15 protein-coding genes and 1 pseudogene are annotated in these 16,864 nt (G+C 66.5%); 8 read left to right on the top strand and 8 right to left on the bottom strand.

Annotated elements, in window-relative coordinates; all coding sequences use genetic code 11:
- Window positions 1–244 precede the first annotated feature (244 nt).
- Window positions 245–1,867: an ABC-F family ATPase gene (locus CF68_RS06595; protein ID WP_035816883.1), complete on the top strand. Its 1,623-nt coding sequence runs from the start codon at window positions 245–247 to the stop codon at window positions 1,865–1,867.
- A gap of 67 nt (window positions 1,868–1,934) precedes the next feature.
- Here the strand turns inward: CF68_RS06595 and CF68_RS06590 are convergent, their stop codons facing one another.
- Window positions 1,935–2,540, bottom strand: coding sequence for a hypothetical protein (locus CF68_RS06590; protein WP_035816882.1), 606 nt, complete (start codon window positions 2,538–2,540; stop codon window positions 1,935–1,937).
- Between the two features lie 206 nt (window positions 2,541–2,746).
- On the opposite strand from CF68_RS06590, the gene CF68_RS06585 reads away from it, so the two are divergent.
- From CF68_RS06585 to CF68_RS06570, 4 genes are all read left to right on the top strand, one after another.
- Complete coding sequence (locus CF68_RS06585; RefSeq protein WP_035816881.1) at window positions 2,747–4,180, top strand: aldehyde dehydrogenase family protein; 1,434 nt, start codon at window positions 2,747–2,749, stop codon at window positions 4,178–4,180.
- A 121-nt stretch (window positions 4,181–4,301) separates the two neighbouring features.
- Window positions 4,302–6,764 (top strand): penicillin acylase family protein, encoded by a 2,463-nt coding sequence (locus tag CF68_RS06580; protein ID WP_035816880.1) that lies wholly within the window; start codon window positions 4,302–4,304, stop codon window positions 6,762–6,764.
- A 121-nt stretch (window positions 6,765–6,885) separates the two neighbouring features.
- Window positions 6,886–7,593: a glutamine amidotransferase gene (locus CF68_RS06575; RefSeq protein ID WP_035816878.1), complete on the top strand. Its 708-nt coding sequence runs from the start codon at window positions 6,886–6,888 to the stop codon at window positions 7,591–7,593.
- Window positions 7,590–8,309: an MOSC domain-containing protein gene (locus CF68_RS06570; RefSeq protein ID WP_035816877.1), complete on the top strand. Its 720-nt coding sequence runs from the start codon at window positions 7,590–7,592 to the stop codon at window positions 8,307–8,309. The genes CF68_RS06575 and CF68_RS06570 overlap by 4 nt, the downstream gene beginning before the upstream one ends.
- Before the next feature lie 11 nt (window positions 8,310–8,320).
- On the opposite strand, the gene CF68_RS06565 is transcribed toward CF68_RS06570, so the two are convergent.
- From CF68_RS06565 to CF68_RS36025, 3 genes and pseudogenes are all read right to left on the bottom strand, one after another.
- Complete coding sequence (locus CF68_RS06565; protein ID WP_035816876.1) at window positions 8,321–8,572, bottom strand: DUF1289 domain-containing protein; 252 nt, start codon at window positions 8,570–8,572, stop codon at window positions 8,321–8,323.
- Window positions 8,573–8,670: 98 nt separating this feature from the next.
- Complete coding sequence (locus CF68_RS36030; protein ID WP_084187105.1) at window positions 8,671–9,075, bottom strand: type II toxin-antitoxin system HicB family antitoxin; 405 nt, start codon at window positions 9,073–9,075, stop codon at window positions 8,671–8,673.
- Between the two features lie 42 nt (window positions 9,076–9,117).
- Window positions 9,118–9,293 (bottom strand): annotated as a pseudogene (locus CF68_RS36025) (type II toxin-antitoxin system HicA family toxin).
- A gap of 213 nt (window positions 9,294–9,506) precedes the next feature.
- Here CF68_RS36025 and CF68_RS06555 point away from each other — a divergent pair.
- Entirely contained in the window at window positions 9,507–9,977 is a 471-nt protein-coding gene (locus tag CF68_RS06555) for a PaaI family thioesterase (RefSeq protein ID WP_035816873.1), read from the top strand.
- Between the two features lie 281 nt (window positions 9,978–10,258).
- A complete protein-coding gene (locus CF68_RS06550; protein ID WP_369798853.1) occupies window positions 10,259–11,137 on the top strand; it encodes a cation diffusion facilitator family transporter in 879 nt (292 codons plus the stop codon).
- A 31-nt stretch (window positions 11,138–11,168) separates the two neighbouring features.
- Here CF68_RS06550 and CF68_RS06545 read toward each other — a convergent pair whose 3' ends face one another.
- Window positions 11,169–11,714, bottom strand: a complete 546-nt coding sequence (locus tag CF68_RS06545) for a carboxymuconolactone decarboxylase family protein (protein ID WP_035816872.1) — start codon at window positions 11,712–11,714, stop codon at window positions 11,169–11,171.
- A 126-nt stretch (window positions 11,715–11,840) separates the two neighbouring features.
- Here CF68_RS06545 and CF68_RS06540 point away from each other — a divergent pair, with 126 nt between their 5' ends.
- A complete protein-coding gene (locus CF68_RS06540) occupies window positions 11,841–12,806 on the top strand; it encodes an AraC family transcriptional regulator (RefSeq protein WP_051591429.1) in 966 nt (321 codons plus the stop codon).
- Window positions 12,807–12,834: 28 nt separating this feature from the next.
- On the opposite strand, the gene CF68_RS06535 is transcribed toward CF68_RS06540, so the two are convergent.
- The 3 genes from CF68_RS06535 to prpF form a co-directional block, all read right to left on the bottom strand.
- The gene (locus CF68_RS06535) at window positions 12,835–13,959 is read right to left on the bottom strand and encodes an asparaginase (RefSeq protein WP_035816871.1); all 1,125 of its coding nucleotides are present in this window, start codon (window positions 13,957–13,959) and stop codon (window positions 12,835–12,837) included.
- A gap of 225 nt (window positions 13,960–14,184) precedes the next feature.
- Window positions 14,185–15,639 carry a bifunctional 2-methylcitrate dehydratase/aconitate hydratase gene (locus CF68_RS06530; protein ID WP_035816870.1) on the bottom strand — a complete coding sequence of 485 codons (1,455 nt, stop codon included), beginning with the start codon at window positions 15,637–15,639 and terminating at the stop codon, window positions 14,185–14,187.
- Window positions 15,640–15,665: 26 nt separating this feature from the next.
- Entirely contained in the window at window positions 15,666–16,856 is a 1,191-nt protein-coding gene (gene prpF, locus CF68_RS06525) for a 2-methylaconitate cis-trans isomerase PrpF (protein ID WP_035816868.1), read from the bottom strand.
- Window positions 16,857–16,864: the final 8 nt, after the last annotated feature.

Raw genomic sequence — 16,864 nt, 5'->3', positions numbered from 1 at the left:
GGGTGCAAGGAATGCGTCCGGATGATAGAATATGCGGTTATTTCCTGACTTCCTGCCGGGTTCTCGCATGAACCGGGCGCGGCCCGTGCCGCATCGCCAGCCATGGCCGCCGGAATACTCCGGGCCAGCGCGATGCACCTCCGGCAAGGCCCGTCCCTGAGCGGCATGGGGTGCGCCTCGTGTGCAAAACCGGCAAGCCGCGGCCAGCGCCGCGGCGCCACAATCTCCAGACAAGGTTCAAGACGTGCTTTCTACCGCAAACATCACCATGCAGTTCGGCCCCAAGCCGTTGTTCGAGAATATCTCGGTCAAGTTCGGCGAGGGCAACCGCTACGGCCTGATCGGCGCGAACGGTTGCGGCAAGTCCACCTTCATGAAGATCCTGGGCAGCGACCTGGAACCGTCGTCGGGCAACGTCATGCTTGAGCCGGGCGTGCGCCTGGGCAAGCTGCGCCAGGACCAGTTCGCCTATGAAGACATGCGCGTGCTGGACGTGGTGATGATGGGCCACACCGAGATGTGGGGCGCCGCGCAGGAGCGCGACGCGATCTACGCCAACCCGGAAGCGACCGACGAAGACTACATGAAGGCCGCCGAGCTGGAGGCCAAGTACGCCGAATACGACGGCTACACCGCCGAGGCCCGCGCTGGCGAGCTGCTGCTGGGCGTGGGCATCCCCACCAGCCAGCACCAGGGAAACATGAGCGACGTGGCCCCGGGCTGGAAGCTGCGCGTGCTGCTGGCGCAGGCGCTGTTCTCGAACCCGGACGTGCTGCTGCTGGACGAACCGACCAACAACCTGGACATCAACACGATCCGCTGGCTGGAGACCGTGCTCAACGAGCGCAACTCCACCATGATCATCATCTCCCACGATCGCCACTTCCTGAACTCGGTCTGCACCCACATGGCCGACATGGACTACGGCACGCTCAAGGTCTACCCGGGCAACTACGACGACTACATGGAAGCGTCGATGCAGGCCCGCGAGCGCCAGGTCGCCGCCAACGCGCGCGCCAAGGAGCGCATCAGCGAGCTGCAGGACTTCGTGCGCCGCTTCTCGGCCAACAAATCCAAGGCCCGCCAGGCCACCTCGCGCGCCAAGCAGATCGAGAAGATCAAGGTCGACGACATCAAGCCGTCGTCGCGCCAGAACCCGTTCATCCGCTTCGAGTTCGAGAAGAAGCTGCACAACCTGGCCGTGGAAGTGGAGAACATCACCAAGACCTACGACCGCAAGATCATCGACGGCCTGTCGCTGGCGATCCAGGCCGGCGAGCGCGTGGCGATCATCGGTGAAAACGGCGCCGGCAAGACCACGCTGCTGCGCAGCCTGCTCAACGGCGCGGTGCAGACCGGTGTGCAGCGCGGCGTGGAAGTGGACCGCGGCACGGTCAAGTGGGCCGAGAACGCCAACGTCGGCTACATGCCGCAGGATACCTACGAGGAATTCCCGGACAACCGCGACGTGATGGACTGGATGAGCCAGTGGACGCAGGCCGGCGACGACGAGACCTCGCTGCGCGGCACGCTGGGCCGCCTGCTGTTCTCGGCCGACGACATCAGGAAGTCGGTCAAGGTGCTGTCCGGTGGCGAAAAGGGCCGCATGATCTGGGGCAAGCTGATGCTGGGCCGCCACAACGTGCTGGCCATGGACGAGCCGACCAACCACATGGACATGGAGTCGATCGAATCCCTGCAGATCGCGCTGGACAAGTTCACGGGCACGCTGATCTTCGTTTCGCACGACCGCGAGCTGATCAGCGGGCTGGCGACGCGCGTGATCGAAGTGCGCACGGACGGCACGCTGACGGACTACCTGGGTACGTATGACGAGTACCTGCAGTCGCAGGGCATCGACGGCTGAGCGTCGGGACGTTGATGATGCAAGAAGGCCGCCTCCGGGCGGCCTTTTACATTGGTGCGCCGGAGGCTCAGCCGGCGGCGATGCGGTCGGTGATCTGGTCGAGCTGGCTCGTGATGGCACGCGCCGTGATGTCGCCCTTGGTCTTGAGCAGCGCCGCATGCAGCGGTTCGCGCAGCGCCAGCAGCGCGGGCAGGTCGGTGGCCTTTTCGACCTTCACCTGCAGCATGTAGCCGCGCAGGCCGAGATGCTGCCCGATCACGTCGGTATAGAAGTGATACAGGCTCTCGAAGGCCGCGATGTCTGCGGGGGAATGTGCCGCGGCATCGGCCGGTTGCGGCGCCTCCGGCACCGCAGTGGCGGGTGCGTGCCGCATTGCATACACGGAGAACATATTGGTGTCGGCAGCAGGCATGACGGCGCGCGCCGGTGCCTGCGCCACGGCAGCGGGCGGCCGTGCCGGCTCCGGGACGGCTTCGACCAGGCCTTGTGCCACCAGTGCGTCCATGGCCTCGGGGGCCACCCCCATGCCGGCTACCTGCGCCAGCAATTCCTGCCCGCGGCGCTCGCCGTTGACCATCAGCAGCAGCGCGCGCAGCTTGTGGTCAAGCTTGCGTGCACGCGTCCGGATCTCGTCCTGTCCCGCATCCGTCTTGCGGTAGATCGGATCGACCATGTCTCACCCCTTGTTATGTCCGGCCGCCTTTGGCGAGAATCCCCGTCAGGTGGTGCGGCCGATTATCGCCACCTTCTTGCCCGGAGCGGTATGCGCGGCTTTCCGCGGCGCAAAAACATAGTCCCGAATCCGCTCTACAATGTGCGTGCACCATAAAAGTAACAAAAAATTGCAATCGCCAATTCACCAAACCGAGAACTGTGGCCATGCAACAACGAGACAAACTCTTTATTAACGGCAAGTGGGTCGCTCCCCACGGCAACGGCAAGATCGACGTCATCCACTCCGCCACCGAGGCGGTGATGGGCACCATCCCCGAAGGCTCGGCGCGCGACGCCGAGGATGCCATCCAGGCGGCCCGCGCGGCCTTCGACAGCTGGTCGGCCACGCCGCCGGCGGTGCGTGCCGGCTATATCGCCAAGATCGCCGAAGGCCTGAAGGCGCGCAGCGAAGAGCTGGCCCAGCTGATCGCCGGCGAAGTCGGCATGCCGATCAAGCTGGCGCGCGCGATCCAGGTGGGCGGGCCGGTCTACAACTGGGGCCAGGCCGCCAAGCTGCTGGACGGTTTCCGCTTCGAGGAAGAGGTCGGCAACTCCCTGGTGGTGCGCGAGCCCGTGGGCGTGGTCGGTGCCATCACCCCGTGGAACTACCCGCTCAACCAGATCACGCTGAAAGTGGCGCCGGCCCTGGCTGCCGGCTGCACCGTGGTGCTCAAGCCCTCCGAGGTGGCGCCGCTCAATGCCTTCGTGCTGGCCGAGGTGATCGAGGCCGCCGGCTTGCCGCCGGGCGTGTTCAACCTGGTGACCGGCTATGGCCCGGTGGTGGGCGAGGTGCTGGCCAGCCATCCGGAAGTCGACATGGTGTCGTTCACGGGTTCGACCCGCGCCGGCAAGCGCGTGTCGGAACTGGGCTCGCAGACCGTCAAGCGCGTGGCGCTGGAGCTGGGCGGCAAGTCCGCTTCGGTGATCCTGGACGACGCCGACCTGCCGTCGGCGGTGAAGGGCACCATCAATGCCTGCTTCCTGAATTCCGGCCAGACCTGTTCGGCGCACACCCGCATGCTGGTGCCGCGGGCCCGTTACGATGAAGTGAAGGCGATCGCGCAGAAGGTGGTCGAGGGCTTTACCGTGGGCGATCCGCTGCAGGAAACCAGCAAGCTGGGACCGCTGATTTCCGCTGTGCAGAAGGACCGTGTGACCGGCTATATCCGCCGGGGCCTGGACGAGGGTGCCGAGCTGGTGGCTGGCGGTCCGGACACCCCGGAAGGGCTGGACAAGGGCTTCTACGTCAAGCCGACCGTGCTCGGCAACGTGGAGCCGCGCGCCACCGTGGCGCAGGAAGAGATCTTCGGGCCGGTGCTGTCGATCATCTGCTATGACACCGAGGAAGACGCGGTGCGCATCGCCAATGACAGCATCTATGGCCTGGGCGGCGGGGTCTGGTCCGGTGACGAGGCACGCGCGATCCGCGTGGCGCGCCGCATCCGCACCGGCCAGGTCGATATCAACGGCGGTCCGTTCAATATGCAGGCGCCGTTCGGCGGCTACAAGCAGTCCGGCAACGGGCGCGAAGCGGGCAAGTACGGCCTGGAGGAATTCCTGGAGTACAAGTCGCTGCAGCTGAAGAAGCCGGCGGCCTGATGCGGCGCTGAGCGCGTTGATGCAATATGGGAAATGCCCGGCTGGTCCGGGCATTTTTTCGTGCGGATAATGCGCGGAAAACACGTACAACATAACGACAAGAGTCATTGGGGGAGCAACGATGCGCTGGTTTGGTCGGCTGGCCAGGTTTGTGGCGGGGCTGCTGGTGCTGGCGGTGGCCGGCGCTGCCGGGGCCCTGGTCTGGTATCGCCATGCGGCGCAGCCGCCGGCTTCCGGCCAGGAAGCGCTGGCGGGTTTGCGCGGCCAGGTCACGGTCGTGCGCGACGGTCATGGCGTGCCGAATATCCGCGCCGCCAGCAAGGCGGACGCCTGGTTTGCGCTGGGCTACGTCCATGCACAGGACCGGCTGTGGCAGATGCAAATGAACAAGCGCGTCGCGGCAGGCCGGCTCGCGGAGATCCTGGGACCGTCCGCGCTCGATACCGACAAGTTCCTGCGCACGCTGGGCGTGCGCCGCAATGCCGAGGCCATTCTGGCGCAAGCCTCGCCCGAGACCCGTGCCGCGCTGCAGGCCTATGCCGACGGCGTCAATGCCTGGATCGACCATCGCAAGGGCCCGCTGCCGCCTGAATTCCTGCTGCTGCGCGCACAGCCCGAGCGCTGGGAGCCGGCCGATACGCTGGGCTGGCAGACCATGATGGCCTGGGACCTGGGCGGCAACTGGACCCAGGAAACCCTGCGCATGCGGCTGGCGCAAGTGCTGCCGGTGGCCCGCATCAACGAGTTGCTGGCGCCGTATCCGGGCGAGCAGCCGGTGCGCACCATGGATTACGGCCATCTGTACCAGCAACTGGCACCGCTGGCGAATGCCATGGCCAGCGTCGGCGACAAGGCGCCGCCGGGATATGTCGAGGGCATGGGCTCGAACAACTGGGTGGTGTCGGGCGCGCATACGCAATCGGGCAAGCCGATGCTGGCCAATGACCCGCACCTGGGGCTGCAGGCGCCCGCGCTGTGGTACTTCGCCACGATGACGGCGCCTGGCCTGGACGTGACCGGCGCCACGCTGCCCGGCATGCCGCTGGTGGTGCTGGGGCACAACGAGCGCATCGCCTGGGGGCTGACCAACACGGCGCCCGACGTGCAGGACCTGTATATCGAACGGCTGCGCCCTGGCAACGACACCCAGTACCAGACCCCGGACGGCTGGGCTGCATTCGAGACCCGCACCGAGACCATCCGCGTCAAGGACGCCCCGGACGTGGTGCTGAAGGTCCGCGCCACGCGCCACGGCCCGGTGATTTCCGATGTGGCCGAGCCGCTTTCGGCTGCCGCGGGACCGCTGGGCGCACGGTATGTGGTGGCCTTCCAGTGGACCGCGCTGCGCCCGGACGACCGCACCTTCCAGGCCGGACTACGGATGAACGAGGCGCGCGACTGGGCCAGCTTCACTGCGGCGCTGCGCGACTTCCATTCGCCGCAGCAGAACATTGTCTATGCCGATGTCGACGGCAATATCGGCTTCTATGCGCCCGGACGCGTGCCGTTGCGCCGTGCCGACAACGACCTCAAGGGGCTGGCACCGGCGCCGGGCTGGGATGCGCGCTACGACTGGACCGGCTTTATCCCGTTCGAGGCTCTGCCGCACCGCTACAACCCGGCCGACGGCGTGATCGTGACGGCCAACCAGCGCATCGTCGCGCCGGACTACCCGTACTTCATCACCAGCGAATGGACCGTGCCGTATCGCTTTGACCGGATCAAGGCGCTGCTGGCGGCCACGCCCAGGCACAGCTTCGACAGCTTTGCGGCAATCCAGAAAGACGTGGTCTCGCTGGCCGTGCGCGATGCCTTGCCGCTGCTGCTGGCCGCGCCCGTCAGCCGGGACGCAGCGCGGCCCGAGCGCGAACGCGCCTTGCTGGAAGCGCTGCGCAAGTGGGACGGAAACATGGACCCGGCGCGCGCCGAGCCGCTGGTGGTCACCGCCTGGCTGCGTGAGCTGTCGCGGCGGCTGTTCGAGGAGAAAGCGGGCGAGGCGATCTTTCTCCGCCTGTGGGACCAGCGCAACGTGCAGCAGCCCATGCTCAACATCCTGCGCGATCCGCGCACGCTGGGCGCGTTCTGGTGCGACCGGCAGCATACGCGCCCGGCCGAGACCTGCGATGACGCCATCGCAGACGCCTGGACCCAGGCCATGGCGGACCTGTCGCGCCGCTATGGCGACGACTCCGCCCGCTGGCGCTGGGGCGAGGCGCACACCGCCCGCTCCGAGCACAAGCCCTTCGGCAAGGTCGCGTACCTGTCGCCGCTGTTCAACCTGCGCGTGCCGACCGGCGGCGATACCTATACGGTCAATGTCGGCCGGCACAACCTGCGTGACGACAAGGCGCCGTTCGAGAACACCCACGCGGCCAGCGTGCGTGCGCTCTATGACCTGGCGGACCTGGAGGCATCGCGGTTCATGGACTCCACCGGGCAGTCAGGCAACGCGCTGTTGCCGCGCTACCGCGACTGGGCCGGCAAATGGGCCGCGGTCGAGTACGTGACTATCCCGCCGGTGCCATCGCTGCCGCAGCAGGTTGCGCCAGATACGCTGATCCTGGTGCCGGCTGCGGCCAAATAGCGCAGGGCAGGACATGCCGTGCTGAGAATGCTCGCAAATAGGCGAGATCCTGCCATGGTCTTCGCGCGGCGCAGCAATTGACGCTACCATGGGGACCCCTTTCGACCGGCAGGAGTCCCCGATGGCAACGCGTACCACTCATGTGATCCAGCACGTCGCATTCGAACATGCGGGCGTGATCGGCAATGCCTTGCGCGCGCGCCGGCACGCGTTGCAGGTATTCCAGGCCGGTGTCGATGACCTGGCACCCATCGCGGACAATCCGGCCGACCTGCTGCTGATCCTGGGCGGCCCCATCGGCGTCTATGAAACCGATGCCTATCCCTGGCTGGAGGCCGAGATCGCCCTGATCCGCCAACGCCTGGCGGCTGGCGGCAAGATGATCGGGGTTTGCCTGGGCGCGCAGCTGATCGCGCGTGCTGCCGGCGCGCGCGTCTACGCGGGCACGCGCGAGATCGGCTGGGCGCCGATTGCGCCTACGCCGGCAGGACAGGATTCCGCGCTGGCAGAACTGGCCGCCGCCCACTGGGAGGTGCTGCACTGGCATGGCGATACCTTCGACCTGCCGCCCGGCGCGCAACTGCTGGCGTCCACTGCCGCGGTACAGAACCAGGCCTATGCCATCGGCAAGCAGGTGCTGGCGCTGCAATTCCACCCCGAGGTCATGCCGCGCGATATCGAGGCCTGGCTGATCGGCCATACCGTCGAGCTGGCCAAGGCCGGTATCGATCCGCGCACCATCCGCGCGCGTACTGCGGAAGTCGGCGCCACGGTGGCGGCCGCGGGCGAGCGCATGTTCGCGCGCTGGCTGGAGGAAGCCGGGCTATGAGCCAGCCGGTATCGTCCGTGCGCGCGGTGATCGGCGCCGTATTGACGGGGCAGGTGCGCCCGTTCGGACCCAACGGCGTGCCCAGCGGCATCGCCAAGACCGCGGCTGGCGAGCGGATTCGCGTGACCGCGCTTGGACTCGAAGGCGACGGGCAGGGTGATCCGCGCCATCACGGTGGTCCGGAAAAGGCGCTGCACCACTACGCCTTCGATCATTACCCGGCGTGGCGCGAGGAACTGGCTGCGCAGGGTGCGCAAGGCAACGGTGTGCTCGACGGTGCGGGCGCCTTTGGCGAAAACCTGAGCACCACCGGGCTGACCGAGGCCGCCGTCTGCATCGGCGACCGCTTCCGCCTGGGCACGGCGCTGGTGGAGGTATCGCAGGCACGCCAGCCGTGCTGGAAGCTCAATCATCGATTCGGCTATGCAGGCATGTCGCGCGCCGTGCAGCAAAGCCTGCGCACCGGCTGGTACTACCGTGTACTGGAGACTGGCGACGTGGTGGCGGGCGATACGCTGGAACTGGTGGCGCGCCCCTGTCCGCGATGGTCGCTGCAGCGCCTGCTGCAGGTGCTGTATGTCGACCGGCTGGACTATGCCGCGCTCGCGGAAATGTCAGAGCTGGCACCGCTGGCCGAGAACTGGCGCAAGCTTGCGCGGCAGCGCGTGCAACAGCGCGAAATCGAAGATATGGAGCGGCGGCTGGCGGGCGGCTGAGCGCCGCAGCCTCAGCCCTGGCGGAACCGCTTCCCCGTGCCTTCGCGCGTAATGCGCTCCCAGACCACCTGCTTTTCCTCGTCGCTGAAGAACACCCAGTTGCTGACCTCGGCCGCGGTGCGGCCGCAGCCCTGGCAGATCTCGTCGAACAGCGTCGAGCAGATGCCGATGCAGGGGCTGTCCGGGCGCTCGGACAGCGTGGAATCCATGGTGCCGTGGTCCGGTTCGGGGCGGAGCGGGGCGGATTCTGAGGGCGACGGCATGATGGCGGGAGGGATTGGGGTGAAACGGGGGACATTATACGAGTTGAGACGGGTTGTGCCCGGCTCCAACCTTTACTGCGATAGGGCCGCGCCTGGGCCTAGCGTTCCTGAGCAAGGGCTGCCAGCGCTGCACGAGCAAGGAAACCGCTCCGCGTCTCATGGCGCTTTTCGACGTACACATCGATCTGTTGCAGGACGAAGCGCGGAAGGCTGACATTGATGCGCTCCGGTCGCGCATCCAGCTTGCTTACATCCACATCGGCCAGGGCCCAGATAGCGCCGGCGTATTCTTCCTTCGCGATGAGTTCTTCGATCGTCGAGCACCGGACGTTTACCGGCTCGCCAAGCTCGACCAGTGTAGCAATATGGCCTCTGATGGCTTCTCTTGCGTTGCGAACAGCGTCGTCGATGGTTTCACCCCAGGAATGGCAGCCCGGCACGTCCGGTACCGTTACGCCGTAAATGGTTCCATCTTCCTTATGGATAGCGATCGGGAACTCCATTGAACTCTTCTGCATGGCGTAGTGGGTGGCGAGAACGGTGGGCTATCGCAAGCCGGCAGCCTTGAGGATGCTCTGAAGCGTCCAAGGTCTTGCTTGGGATGCGGGACCGTAACCAAGCCTCGCTTTTCAGGATGTTTGAAGTGGTGATGGCTACCGGTAATACGGACCAGCGTCCAGCCATCTTGCTCAAGAATCCGAATCAGTTTGGAAGATCGCATCGCATGCCGTGTGTATTTATACACACTGGATCTGGGATGGTCAAATCCGATGTGTATTCGTGTGTGCAAAGATGCGTCACCCAGCAATTCATGTGAATGGTACGTCCCTTAAATGCATGGGCACGTCACAACTACGCGACGGGTAATTGAGCACGCCTTGCCAGCCGAATACGCTTCATGCACGACCTTGCACAATGCTGACCGGAGCCATCCATGCCCCAAGCTATCGCCAACTTGCCTCTCCAGCACGATCGCCAAGTCACCGTCGATCCCCGCATGCGCGCCATGGTCGACAACGTCCTGCTCGGCTCCCCGGTGGCGCGCGCCCTCGGCGTGCGGCTGGCCAGCCTGGCGCCCGATCATGTCGAGCTGGAGATGCCGTTCCTGCCCACCAACGTGACCCACGACAGCATCGTCCACGGCGGCGTCATTGCCACGCTGATCGATATTGCCGGCGCCGCGGCGGCAGCTTCTGGCGCCAGTGCCGACGATGTGAAGGGCGGTGCGACCAGTTCGCTGTCCATCCAGTACCTGGCCCCGGCACAGGGCGCGGCGCTGCGCGCGGTGGCGATGGTGGTGCGGCGCGGGCGCCGGCAGGTGGTCACCGACGTGTCGGTCTATGCGGAAGCGCCGGACGAGGGCGTACTGGTGGCCAAGGCATTGATGAGCAGCGCCATGTTCTGAATCCGGAGCGGACGCATCGTGCGTCCGTTTTTTTAAATCCATAAAACGCAATTAACCGCCGTATTTTCACCTTCACACCCAAGCGCGCCAGTACACGGGCGCGAACTGCTGCCAATGCAAAGGGGGCAGCTTCGTGGAGGAAGGCGATGCAGCATGGGCCTGAAACGGCGCAGCAGGGCGGGGTATCAACGTCCCCGGCGCCTGCCGCACCCCAGACGCTCCCGGCAAGCCCCGCGCCTTCGGGGTCGCGTATCGCTGTCTATGGCGCGATAGCCGCCAACGTGGCGATCGCTGCCACCAAATTTGTCGTCGCCGCCGTGACCGGCAGTTCGGCAATGCTGTCCGAGGCCATCCATTCCACCGTCGATACCGGCAATGAGCTGTTACTGCTGGTTGGCATGGCGCGCAGCCGCCGGCCGGCCGATGCCATGCACCCGTTCGGGTACGGCAAGGAACTGTATTTCTGGAGCCTGATGGTCGCGGTGCTGCTGTTCGGCGTCGGCGGCGGCATCTCGGCCTATGAGGGCGTGCTGCATATGCTGGACCCGTCGCCGCTCACCGATCCGCACTGGAACTACATCGTGCTGGGCTTTGCGCTGGTGTTCGAGAGCATCAGCTTCAGCATTGCGCTGCGCGCGTTCCTGCAGGAAAAGGGTGAGGTGCCGTTCTGGCGGGCAGTGCGCAACAGCAAGGATCCGACCACGGTGACCGTGCTGGCCGAGGACGCCACGGCGCTGGCCGGCCTGGTGATCGCCGCACTGGGGGTGTATGCGAGCCATCGGCTCAATATGCCGGTGCTGGATGGGGCGGCATCACTGCTGATCGGGCTGCTGCTGGCGGGCGTGGCCACGCTGCTGATCGTGCAGAGCCGCAGCCTGCTCGTGGGTGAGGGAATCGACAAGGAGATGGCGTTGGCGATGCGCCAGATCGTGCTGGACGACCCCGCGGTCCAGTCAGCCGGCATGCCGCTGACCATGCATCTTGGCCCGGCCGAGGTGCTGGTGACGCTGGACGTGCAATTCCATCCGGAAACCGTTGCCAATGGTGCCGCGGGCGCCATCGACCGGATCGAGCGCCGCATCCGGGCGCGGTTTCCTCAGGTCAGCCGGATCTTCATCGAGGCCCGGCTGATGGCCGAGGGCACGCGCGTGGCGGCCTGAAGGCTGCCACCGCGCACCCGGTTGCGGCAGGTCATGCAGCCGCGCGCAGCTTGATCTTCGGAAAATCGACCGGCACCGCGAAGGCAACGTTCACGTAGTTGGTGAACAGGTTCAGCGCCACATGCGCCAGGATCTCGACGATCTGTTCGTCGTTGAAGCCAGCCTCACGCAATTGCGCCACATCCGCATCGCTGACCTGACCGCGCTGGTTGACCAGCTTGAGCGCGAACGACAGCGCCGCGGCGGTCTGTGCATCCTGCGCCCGGCCGGCCTGCGCCTCGGACATTTCCTGGGCGGTGGCGCCGGCCTTCTGGCCGAGCGCGGTGTGGGCGGCGAGACAGTATTCACACTGGTTTCGATCGGCCACGGCCACGGCGATCTTCTCGCCCAGGGCCGCACCCAGCACACCGCCGCCGAGCGCACCGAACGCGCTCCACATGCTGCGCAAGGCAGCGGGGGAATTGGCGACGGCACGGAACATGTTCGGAGCGACGCCAAAGGCCCCGTGGATCTCGGCCAGCAGGGCCTGGCTGTCGCCCGTGGCGGTGGCGGGATTGACGAGGGGAACGCGGGACATGGTGGACTCCTTGGTACAGGTTGAGAGGACAAGGCAGTTGCGAACGCCTTGACTGCAGTATGGGCAACCATCGAGTACCATTGGGTGCGTAAAGTCCTGCATACATACCAATTCGTCCAGACTGTCATGCCTGAACCCATCGACCGGCTCTCCGCGCTGCTGGAGCGGTTTCGCGCGCGTGCGCACCTGTTCCACCAGGGACCGCTGTGCGGGCTGACCCAGTTCGCCGCGCAGCCGGGACGCGGCTTCCTGCATGTCCTGCGCCGCGGCGAACTGGAGCTGCGGCACCCGCCGGGCTCGGGCCTGCCTGGCAGCCTGCGCTTTGACGAGCCCACGCTGCTGTTCTACCCGCGCCCGATCCACCACATGTTCCACAACCCGCCGCAGGAAGGCTCGGATTTCACCTGTGCGGCGCTGGACTTCGACGGCGGTGCGCGCAACCCGGTAGTGCGCGCGCTGCCGCCGCTGATCGCCTTGCCGCTGGCGCACGTGGCTGGCCTGGAGCAGTCGCTGGCGCTGCTGTTTGCCGAGGCCGGCCAGGTGCGCTGCGGCCACCGCCTGCTGGCCGACCGGCTGTTCGAGGTAGTGCTGATCCAGCTGCTGCGCTGGCTGATCGATCACCACCAGGAGGCCGGCATCCAGGCTGGCCTGATTGCCGGCCTGTCCGACCCGCGCCTGGCACGCGCGCTGGTGGCGCTGCACGAAGCGCCGGGCGAGCCTTGGGACCTGCCGCGCATGGCGGCGCGCGCAGGCATGTCTCGCAGCGCCTTTGCCGCGACCTTCCGGCGCATCGTGGGGCAGCCGCCGGCCGACTACCTGACCGACTGGCGCCTGACGCTGGCGCAGGCGCAACTGCGGCTGGGCCGCCCGGTGAAATCCGTGGCGCTGGAGCTGGGCTATGCCAATGCGTCGGCGCTGTCGCGTGCGTTTACGGCACGGCTGGGCCAATCGCCAAGGCAATGGCTGGAACGCGAAGAAGGGGGAAACACAGGGGAGGAGGCCGGGAAACTGGTGCCAGCCGAGGCAGCCGCCGGTTTGCTCCCCTCTCCCGCGTACGGGAGAGGGGCCGGGGGAGAGGGCAGGAGCGTCTAGCGGCGATACCGCTTGCTCCACGACCCCGTCAGTACTTCCAGAAGACCTGCTGCAGCGCCTTGGAATCGTTCGTCTGCGTCAGCGCCAGCGCCATCAGGATGCGTGCCTTCTGCGGCAGCTGGTCGTCGGTGACGATCCAGTCGTACTTGTCGTCCGGCTGCTCTGCGTTGCGCACCACCACGCCGCTGCCGGTGCGCGAGGCGCGCACGATCTGCACGCCCTTGGCGCGCGCGGCCTTGAGCGACTCGACCATGTAGTCGCCGACGCTGCCGTTGCCGGTGGCGGCATAGATGATGGCCTTGGCACCGCTCTTCACCGCGGCGTCGACCGCGGCCGGATTGGCGTTGCCGTAGGCGTAGAGCACCGCCACTTCAGGCAGCTTGTCGATCTTGTCGATGTCCCACTGCGTCTGCTGCGTGTGCGGACGCGCCGGCAGGCGGTAGAACAGCGTGCGGCCTTCGACCACGTAGCCCAGCGGGCCGAACGGCGAGCGGAAGGTCTCGGTCTTGAAGGTGTTGCTCTTGGTGACGTCGCGGCCGGTGTGGATCTCGTCGTTCAGCACGGCCAGCGTGCCCTTGCCCTTGGAGGCAGGGTTGGAGGCGACCAGCACGGCGTCGTACAGGTTGAGCGCGCCGTCGGCGCCCAGCGCGGTGCCCGGGCGCATCGAGCCCACCACCACCACCGGCTTGTCGCTCTTGAGCGTCAGGTTCAGGAAGTAAGCGGTTTCCTCGATGGTATCGGTGCCGTGCGTAATGACGATGCCGTCCACGTCCGGCTGCTTGAGCAGTTCCGATACGCGCTTGGCCAGCTTCAGCAGGCGTTCGTTGTTGAAGCTCTCCGAACCGATCTGAAAGATCTGCTCGCCCTTGACGTTGGCGACCTTGGAGATCTCGGGCACCGAGGCGATGATCTTGTCGACCGGCACCACGGCGGACTGGTAGGCCGCGGTGTTGGTTGCCGAGGCGCCGGCGCCGGCAATGGTGCCGCCGGTGCCGATGATGACGATATTGGCCTTGCGGGCTTCGGCCTGGGCGGTGGCGGGTGCGGCGGCGGGTTGTGCGGCGGGTGCAAGCTGCGCGTGGGCAGTGCCGGTGATCAGGCTCGCCGACAGCAGGGCGGCGGCCAGCGTGGTGACGCGGGCGAAGTGTTTCATGTTTCTCCTCGGTATCTATACGAACGTGTGGCCCGTACTGGAATCGGCGACATACCTTATGGGCGGAATGGTGCCGTCCGTGTTTAGTCGGTGGCTGCCGGCAGCGGGGCCTGTGGTGCAGGGCCCGTTCAGGCAGCGGCAGTGACTATACGTGAGGAGAATTTGGCGCGGGAGGGGCGCTGCAAGGGTTATGCCGATTCGGCATGAAGATGCCTGGGCGATAACTCAAAGCGCATACATATCGAGGTACTCATTGACCGGGATGGCCTCCAGCCGCGCCTGGTCCAGCGACGCGGCCAGGATGGCCTGCTGCTGTTTCGGCGGGAAGCGGCGGGCGAGGTTGGTGCGGAATTTCTCCACCAGCAGCGGGATGCCCTCGGCGCGGCGGCGCTTGTGGCCGAGCGGGTATTCGACCAGCACCTCGTCCAGCACGGTGCCGTCAGCCAGCGTCACGGTCAGCGCATTGGCGATCGAGCGCTTGCCGGGGTCGTGGTAGTCGTGCGTCAGCGCTGGGTCTTCCACGCAGGTGATCTTGCCGCGCAGCGCGTCGATGCGCGGGTCGGCTGCAACCTTGTCTTCGTAGTCGCCGGCGGTCAGGCGGCCGAACAGCAGCGGCACGGCCACCATGTACTGGATGCAGTGGTCGCGATCCGCCGGATTGCTGAGCGGACCCTGCTTGTCGATGATGCGCAGGCAGGCCTCGTGGGTGCGGATGGTGATGGCGGCGATATCCGCCGCGCTGCGCCCCGCGAGCGCCAGCGCACCGTGCAGCTGCATCGCTGCCTCCACCGCGGTCTGCGCGTGGAATTCAGCCGGGTACGAGATCTTGAACAGGATGTTCTCCATCACGTACGACCCGTACTGCCGCTGGAAGCGGAACGGCTGCCCCTTGAACAGCACGTCGTAGAAGCCCCAGGTCTTTGCCGTCAGCACCGACGGGTAGCCCATCTCGCCGGTGCGGGCGATCAGCGCCAGCCGCACCGCGCGGCTGGTGGCGTCGCCGGCGGCCCAGCTCTTGCGGCTGCCGGCGTTGGGGGCGTGGCGGTAGGTGCGCAGGCTCTGGCCGTCGACCCAGGCCAGCGACACGGCATTGAGGATCTCGTCGCGCGTCAGGCCTAGCATCTGCGCGACCACGGCAGTGGAGGCCACCTTGACCAGCACCACGTGGTCCAGCCCGACCTGGTTGAACGAATTCTCCAGCGCGATGCAGCCCTGGATCTCGTGCGCCTTGATCATCGCCGCCAGCACCGTCTTCATCGTCAGCGGCTTGCGCGCGGCGGCGACGTTGTTGCGCGAGATCCAGTCGGCGGTGGCCAGGATGCCGCCGAGATTGTCCGACGGATGACCCCATTCGGCCGCGAGCCAGGTGTCGTTGAAGTCCAGCCAGCGGATCATCGTACCAATGTTGAACGCGGCCTGGACCGGATCGAGCTGGAACTGGGTGCCCGGCACGCGCGCGCCGTTGGGCACGATCGTGCCCGGAACGATGGGACCCAGCAGCTTGGTGCAGGCCGGGTAGGAGAGGGCTTCGAGCCCGCAACCGAGCGTGTCGATCAGGCAGTTGCGGGCGGTGTCGTAGGCGAGGCCGCTCTTGATCTCGTACCGGGTGACATAGTCGACGATGTCGACCAGCACCTGGTCCGGATCGGGGCGTTGCGCGGACGGCGTGTCGGTGGACATGAACGGCCTCGCGGGTGCGGCTCAGCTCAGAATGCGTCGCCGGGAACGCGCACCCAGCCTTCCATCAGCACGCGCGCGCTGCGGCTCATGATGGCCTTTTTGACCGCCCATTCGCCATCGACCTGCTGCGCCTCGGCGCCCACGCGCAGCGTGCCGGACGGATGCCCGAAACGCACCGCGTTGCGCTCGCCGCCGCCGGCGGCCAGGTTGACCAGCGTGCCGGGAATGGCGGCGGCGGTGCCGATCGCCACCGCCGCCGTGCCCATCATGGCGTGGTGCAGTTTGCCCATCGACAGCGCGCGCACCAGTAGGTCCACATCGGCCGCGGCCACCTTCTTGCCGCTGGAGGCGACGTAGTCGACCGGCTTGGCGACAAAGGCCACCTTGGGCGTGTGCTGGCGCTTGGCGGCCTCGTCCACGTTCTTGATCAGGCCCATGCGCAGCGCGCCGTAGGCACGGATGGTCTCGAACATCGCCAGCGCCTTGGTGTCGCTGTTGATGGCGTCCTGCAGCTCGGTACCGGTGTAGCCGATGCTCTCGGCGTTGACGAAGATGGTCGGGATGCCGGCGTTGATCATGGTGGCCTTGAGCGTGCCCACGCCCGGCACTTCGAGGTCGTCGACCACGTTGCCGGTGGGGAACATCGCGCCGCCGGCCCCTTCTTCCTCGGCGGCCGGGTCCATGAACTCAAGCTGCACTTCGGCGGCCGGGAAGGTCACGCCGTCCAGCTCGAAATCGCCGGTTTCCTGCACTTCACCGTTGGTGACGGGCACATGGCCGATGATGGTCTTGCCGATATTGGCCTGCCAGATGCGCACCACGGCGACGCCGTTCTGCGGGATGCGGCTGGCATCGACCAGGCCGGCGCTGATGGCAAAGGGACCGACCGCTGCCGACAGGTTGCCGCAGTTGCCGCTCCAGTCGACAAAAGGCTGGTCGATCGAGACCTGGCCGAACAGGTAGTCGACATCGTGGTCGGGACGCGTGCTCTTGGACAGGATGACGGTCTTGCTGGTGCTGGAGGTGGCGGCACCCATGCCGTCGATCTGCTTGCCATAGGGGTCGGGGCTGCCGATCACGCGCATCAGCAGCGCGTCGCGGGCCGGGCCGGGCACTTGAGCCGTTTCGGGCAAATCCTGCAGGCGGAAGAACACGCCTTTGCTGGTGCCGCCACGGATATAGGTGGCGGGAATCTTGATCTGGGGTACGTGAGCCATGGAAATCT

Origin of the sequence: Cupriavidus sp. SK-4 (assembly GCF_000611125.1) — a bacterium.
In the GTDB taxonomy this organism is placed as follows: Bacteria; Pseudomonadota; Gammaproteobacteria; order Burkholderiales; family Burkholderiaceae; genus Cupriavidus; species Cupriavidus necator.
This window is presented reverse-complemented; position numbering and strand designations above follow the sequence as displayed.

Bases quoted from the DNA above. Each gene is read 5' to 3' on its own strand.
- CF68_RS06555 (WP_035816873.1), top strand. From the start codon at position 9,507: ATGCCCCAAGCTATCGCCAACTTGCCTCTCCAGCACGATCGCCAAGTC.
- CF68_RS06545 (WP_035816872.1), bottom strand. From the start codon at position 11,714: ATGTCCCGCGTTCCCCTCGTCAATCCCGCCACCGCCACGGGCGACAGC.
- CF68_RS06530 (WP_035816870.1), bottom strand. From the start codon at position 15,639: ATGTCCACCGACACGCCGTCCGCGCAACGCCCCGATCCGGACCAGGTG.
- CF68_RS06570 (WP_035816877.1), top strand. From the start codon at position 7,590: ATGAGCCAGCCGGTATCGTCCGTGCGCGCGGTGATCGGCGCCGTATTG.
- CF68_RS06565 (WP_035816876.1), bottom strand. From the start codon at position 8,572: ATGCCGTCGCCCTCAGAATCCGCCCCGCTCCGCCCCGAACCGGACCAC.
- CF68_RS06575 (WP_035816878.1), top strand. From the start codon at position 6,886: ATGGCAACGCGTACCACTCATGTGATCCAGCACGTCGCATTCGAACAT.
- CF68_RS06540 (WP_051591429.1), top strand. From the start codon at position 11,841: ATGCCTGAACCCATCGACCGGCTCTCCGCGCTGCTGGAGCGGTTTCGC.
- CF68_RS36030 (WP_084187105.1), bottom strand. From the start codon at position 9,075: ATGGAGTTCCCGATCGCTATCCATAAGGAAGATGGAACCATTTACGGC.
- CF68_RS06535 (WP_035816871.1), bottom strand. From the start codon at position 13,959: ATGAAACACTTCGCCCGCGTCACCACGCTGGCCGCCGCCCTGCTGTCG.
- CF68_RS06580 (WP_035816880.1), top strand. From the start codon at position 4,302: ATGCGCTGGTTTGGTCGGCTGGCCAGGTTTGTGGCGGGGCTGCTGGTG.
- CF68_RS06585 (WP_035816881.1), top strand. From the start codon at position 2,747: ATGCAACAACGAGACAAACTCTTTATTAACGGCAAGTGGGTCGCTCCC.
- CF68_RS06590 (WP_035816882.1), bottom strand. From the start codon at position 2,540: ATGGTCGATCCGATCTACCGCAAGACGGATGCGGGACAGGACGAGATC.
- prpF (WP_035816868.1), bottom strand. From the start codon at position 16,856: ATGGCTCACGTACCCCAGATCAAGATTCCCGCCACCTATATCCGTGGC.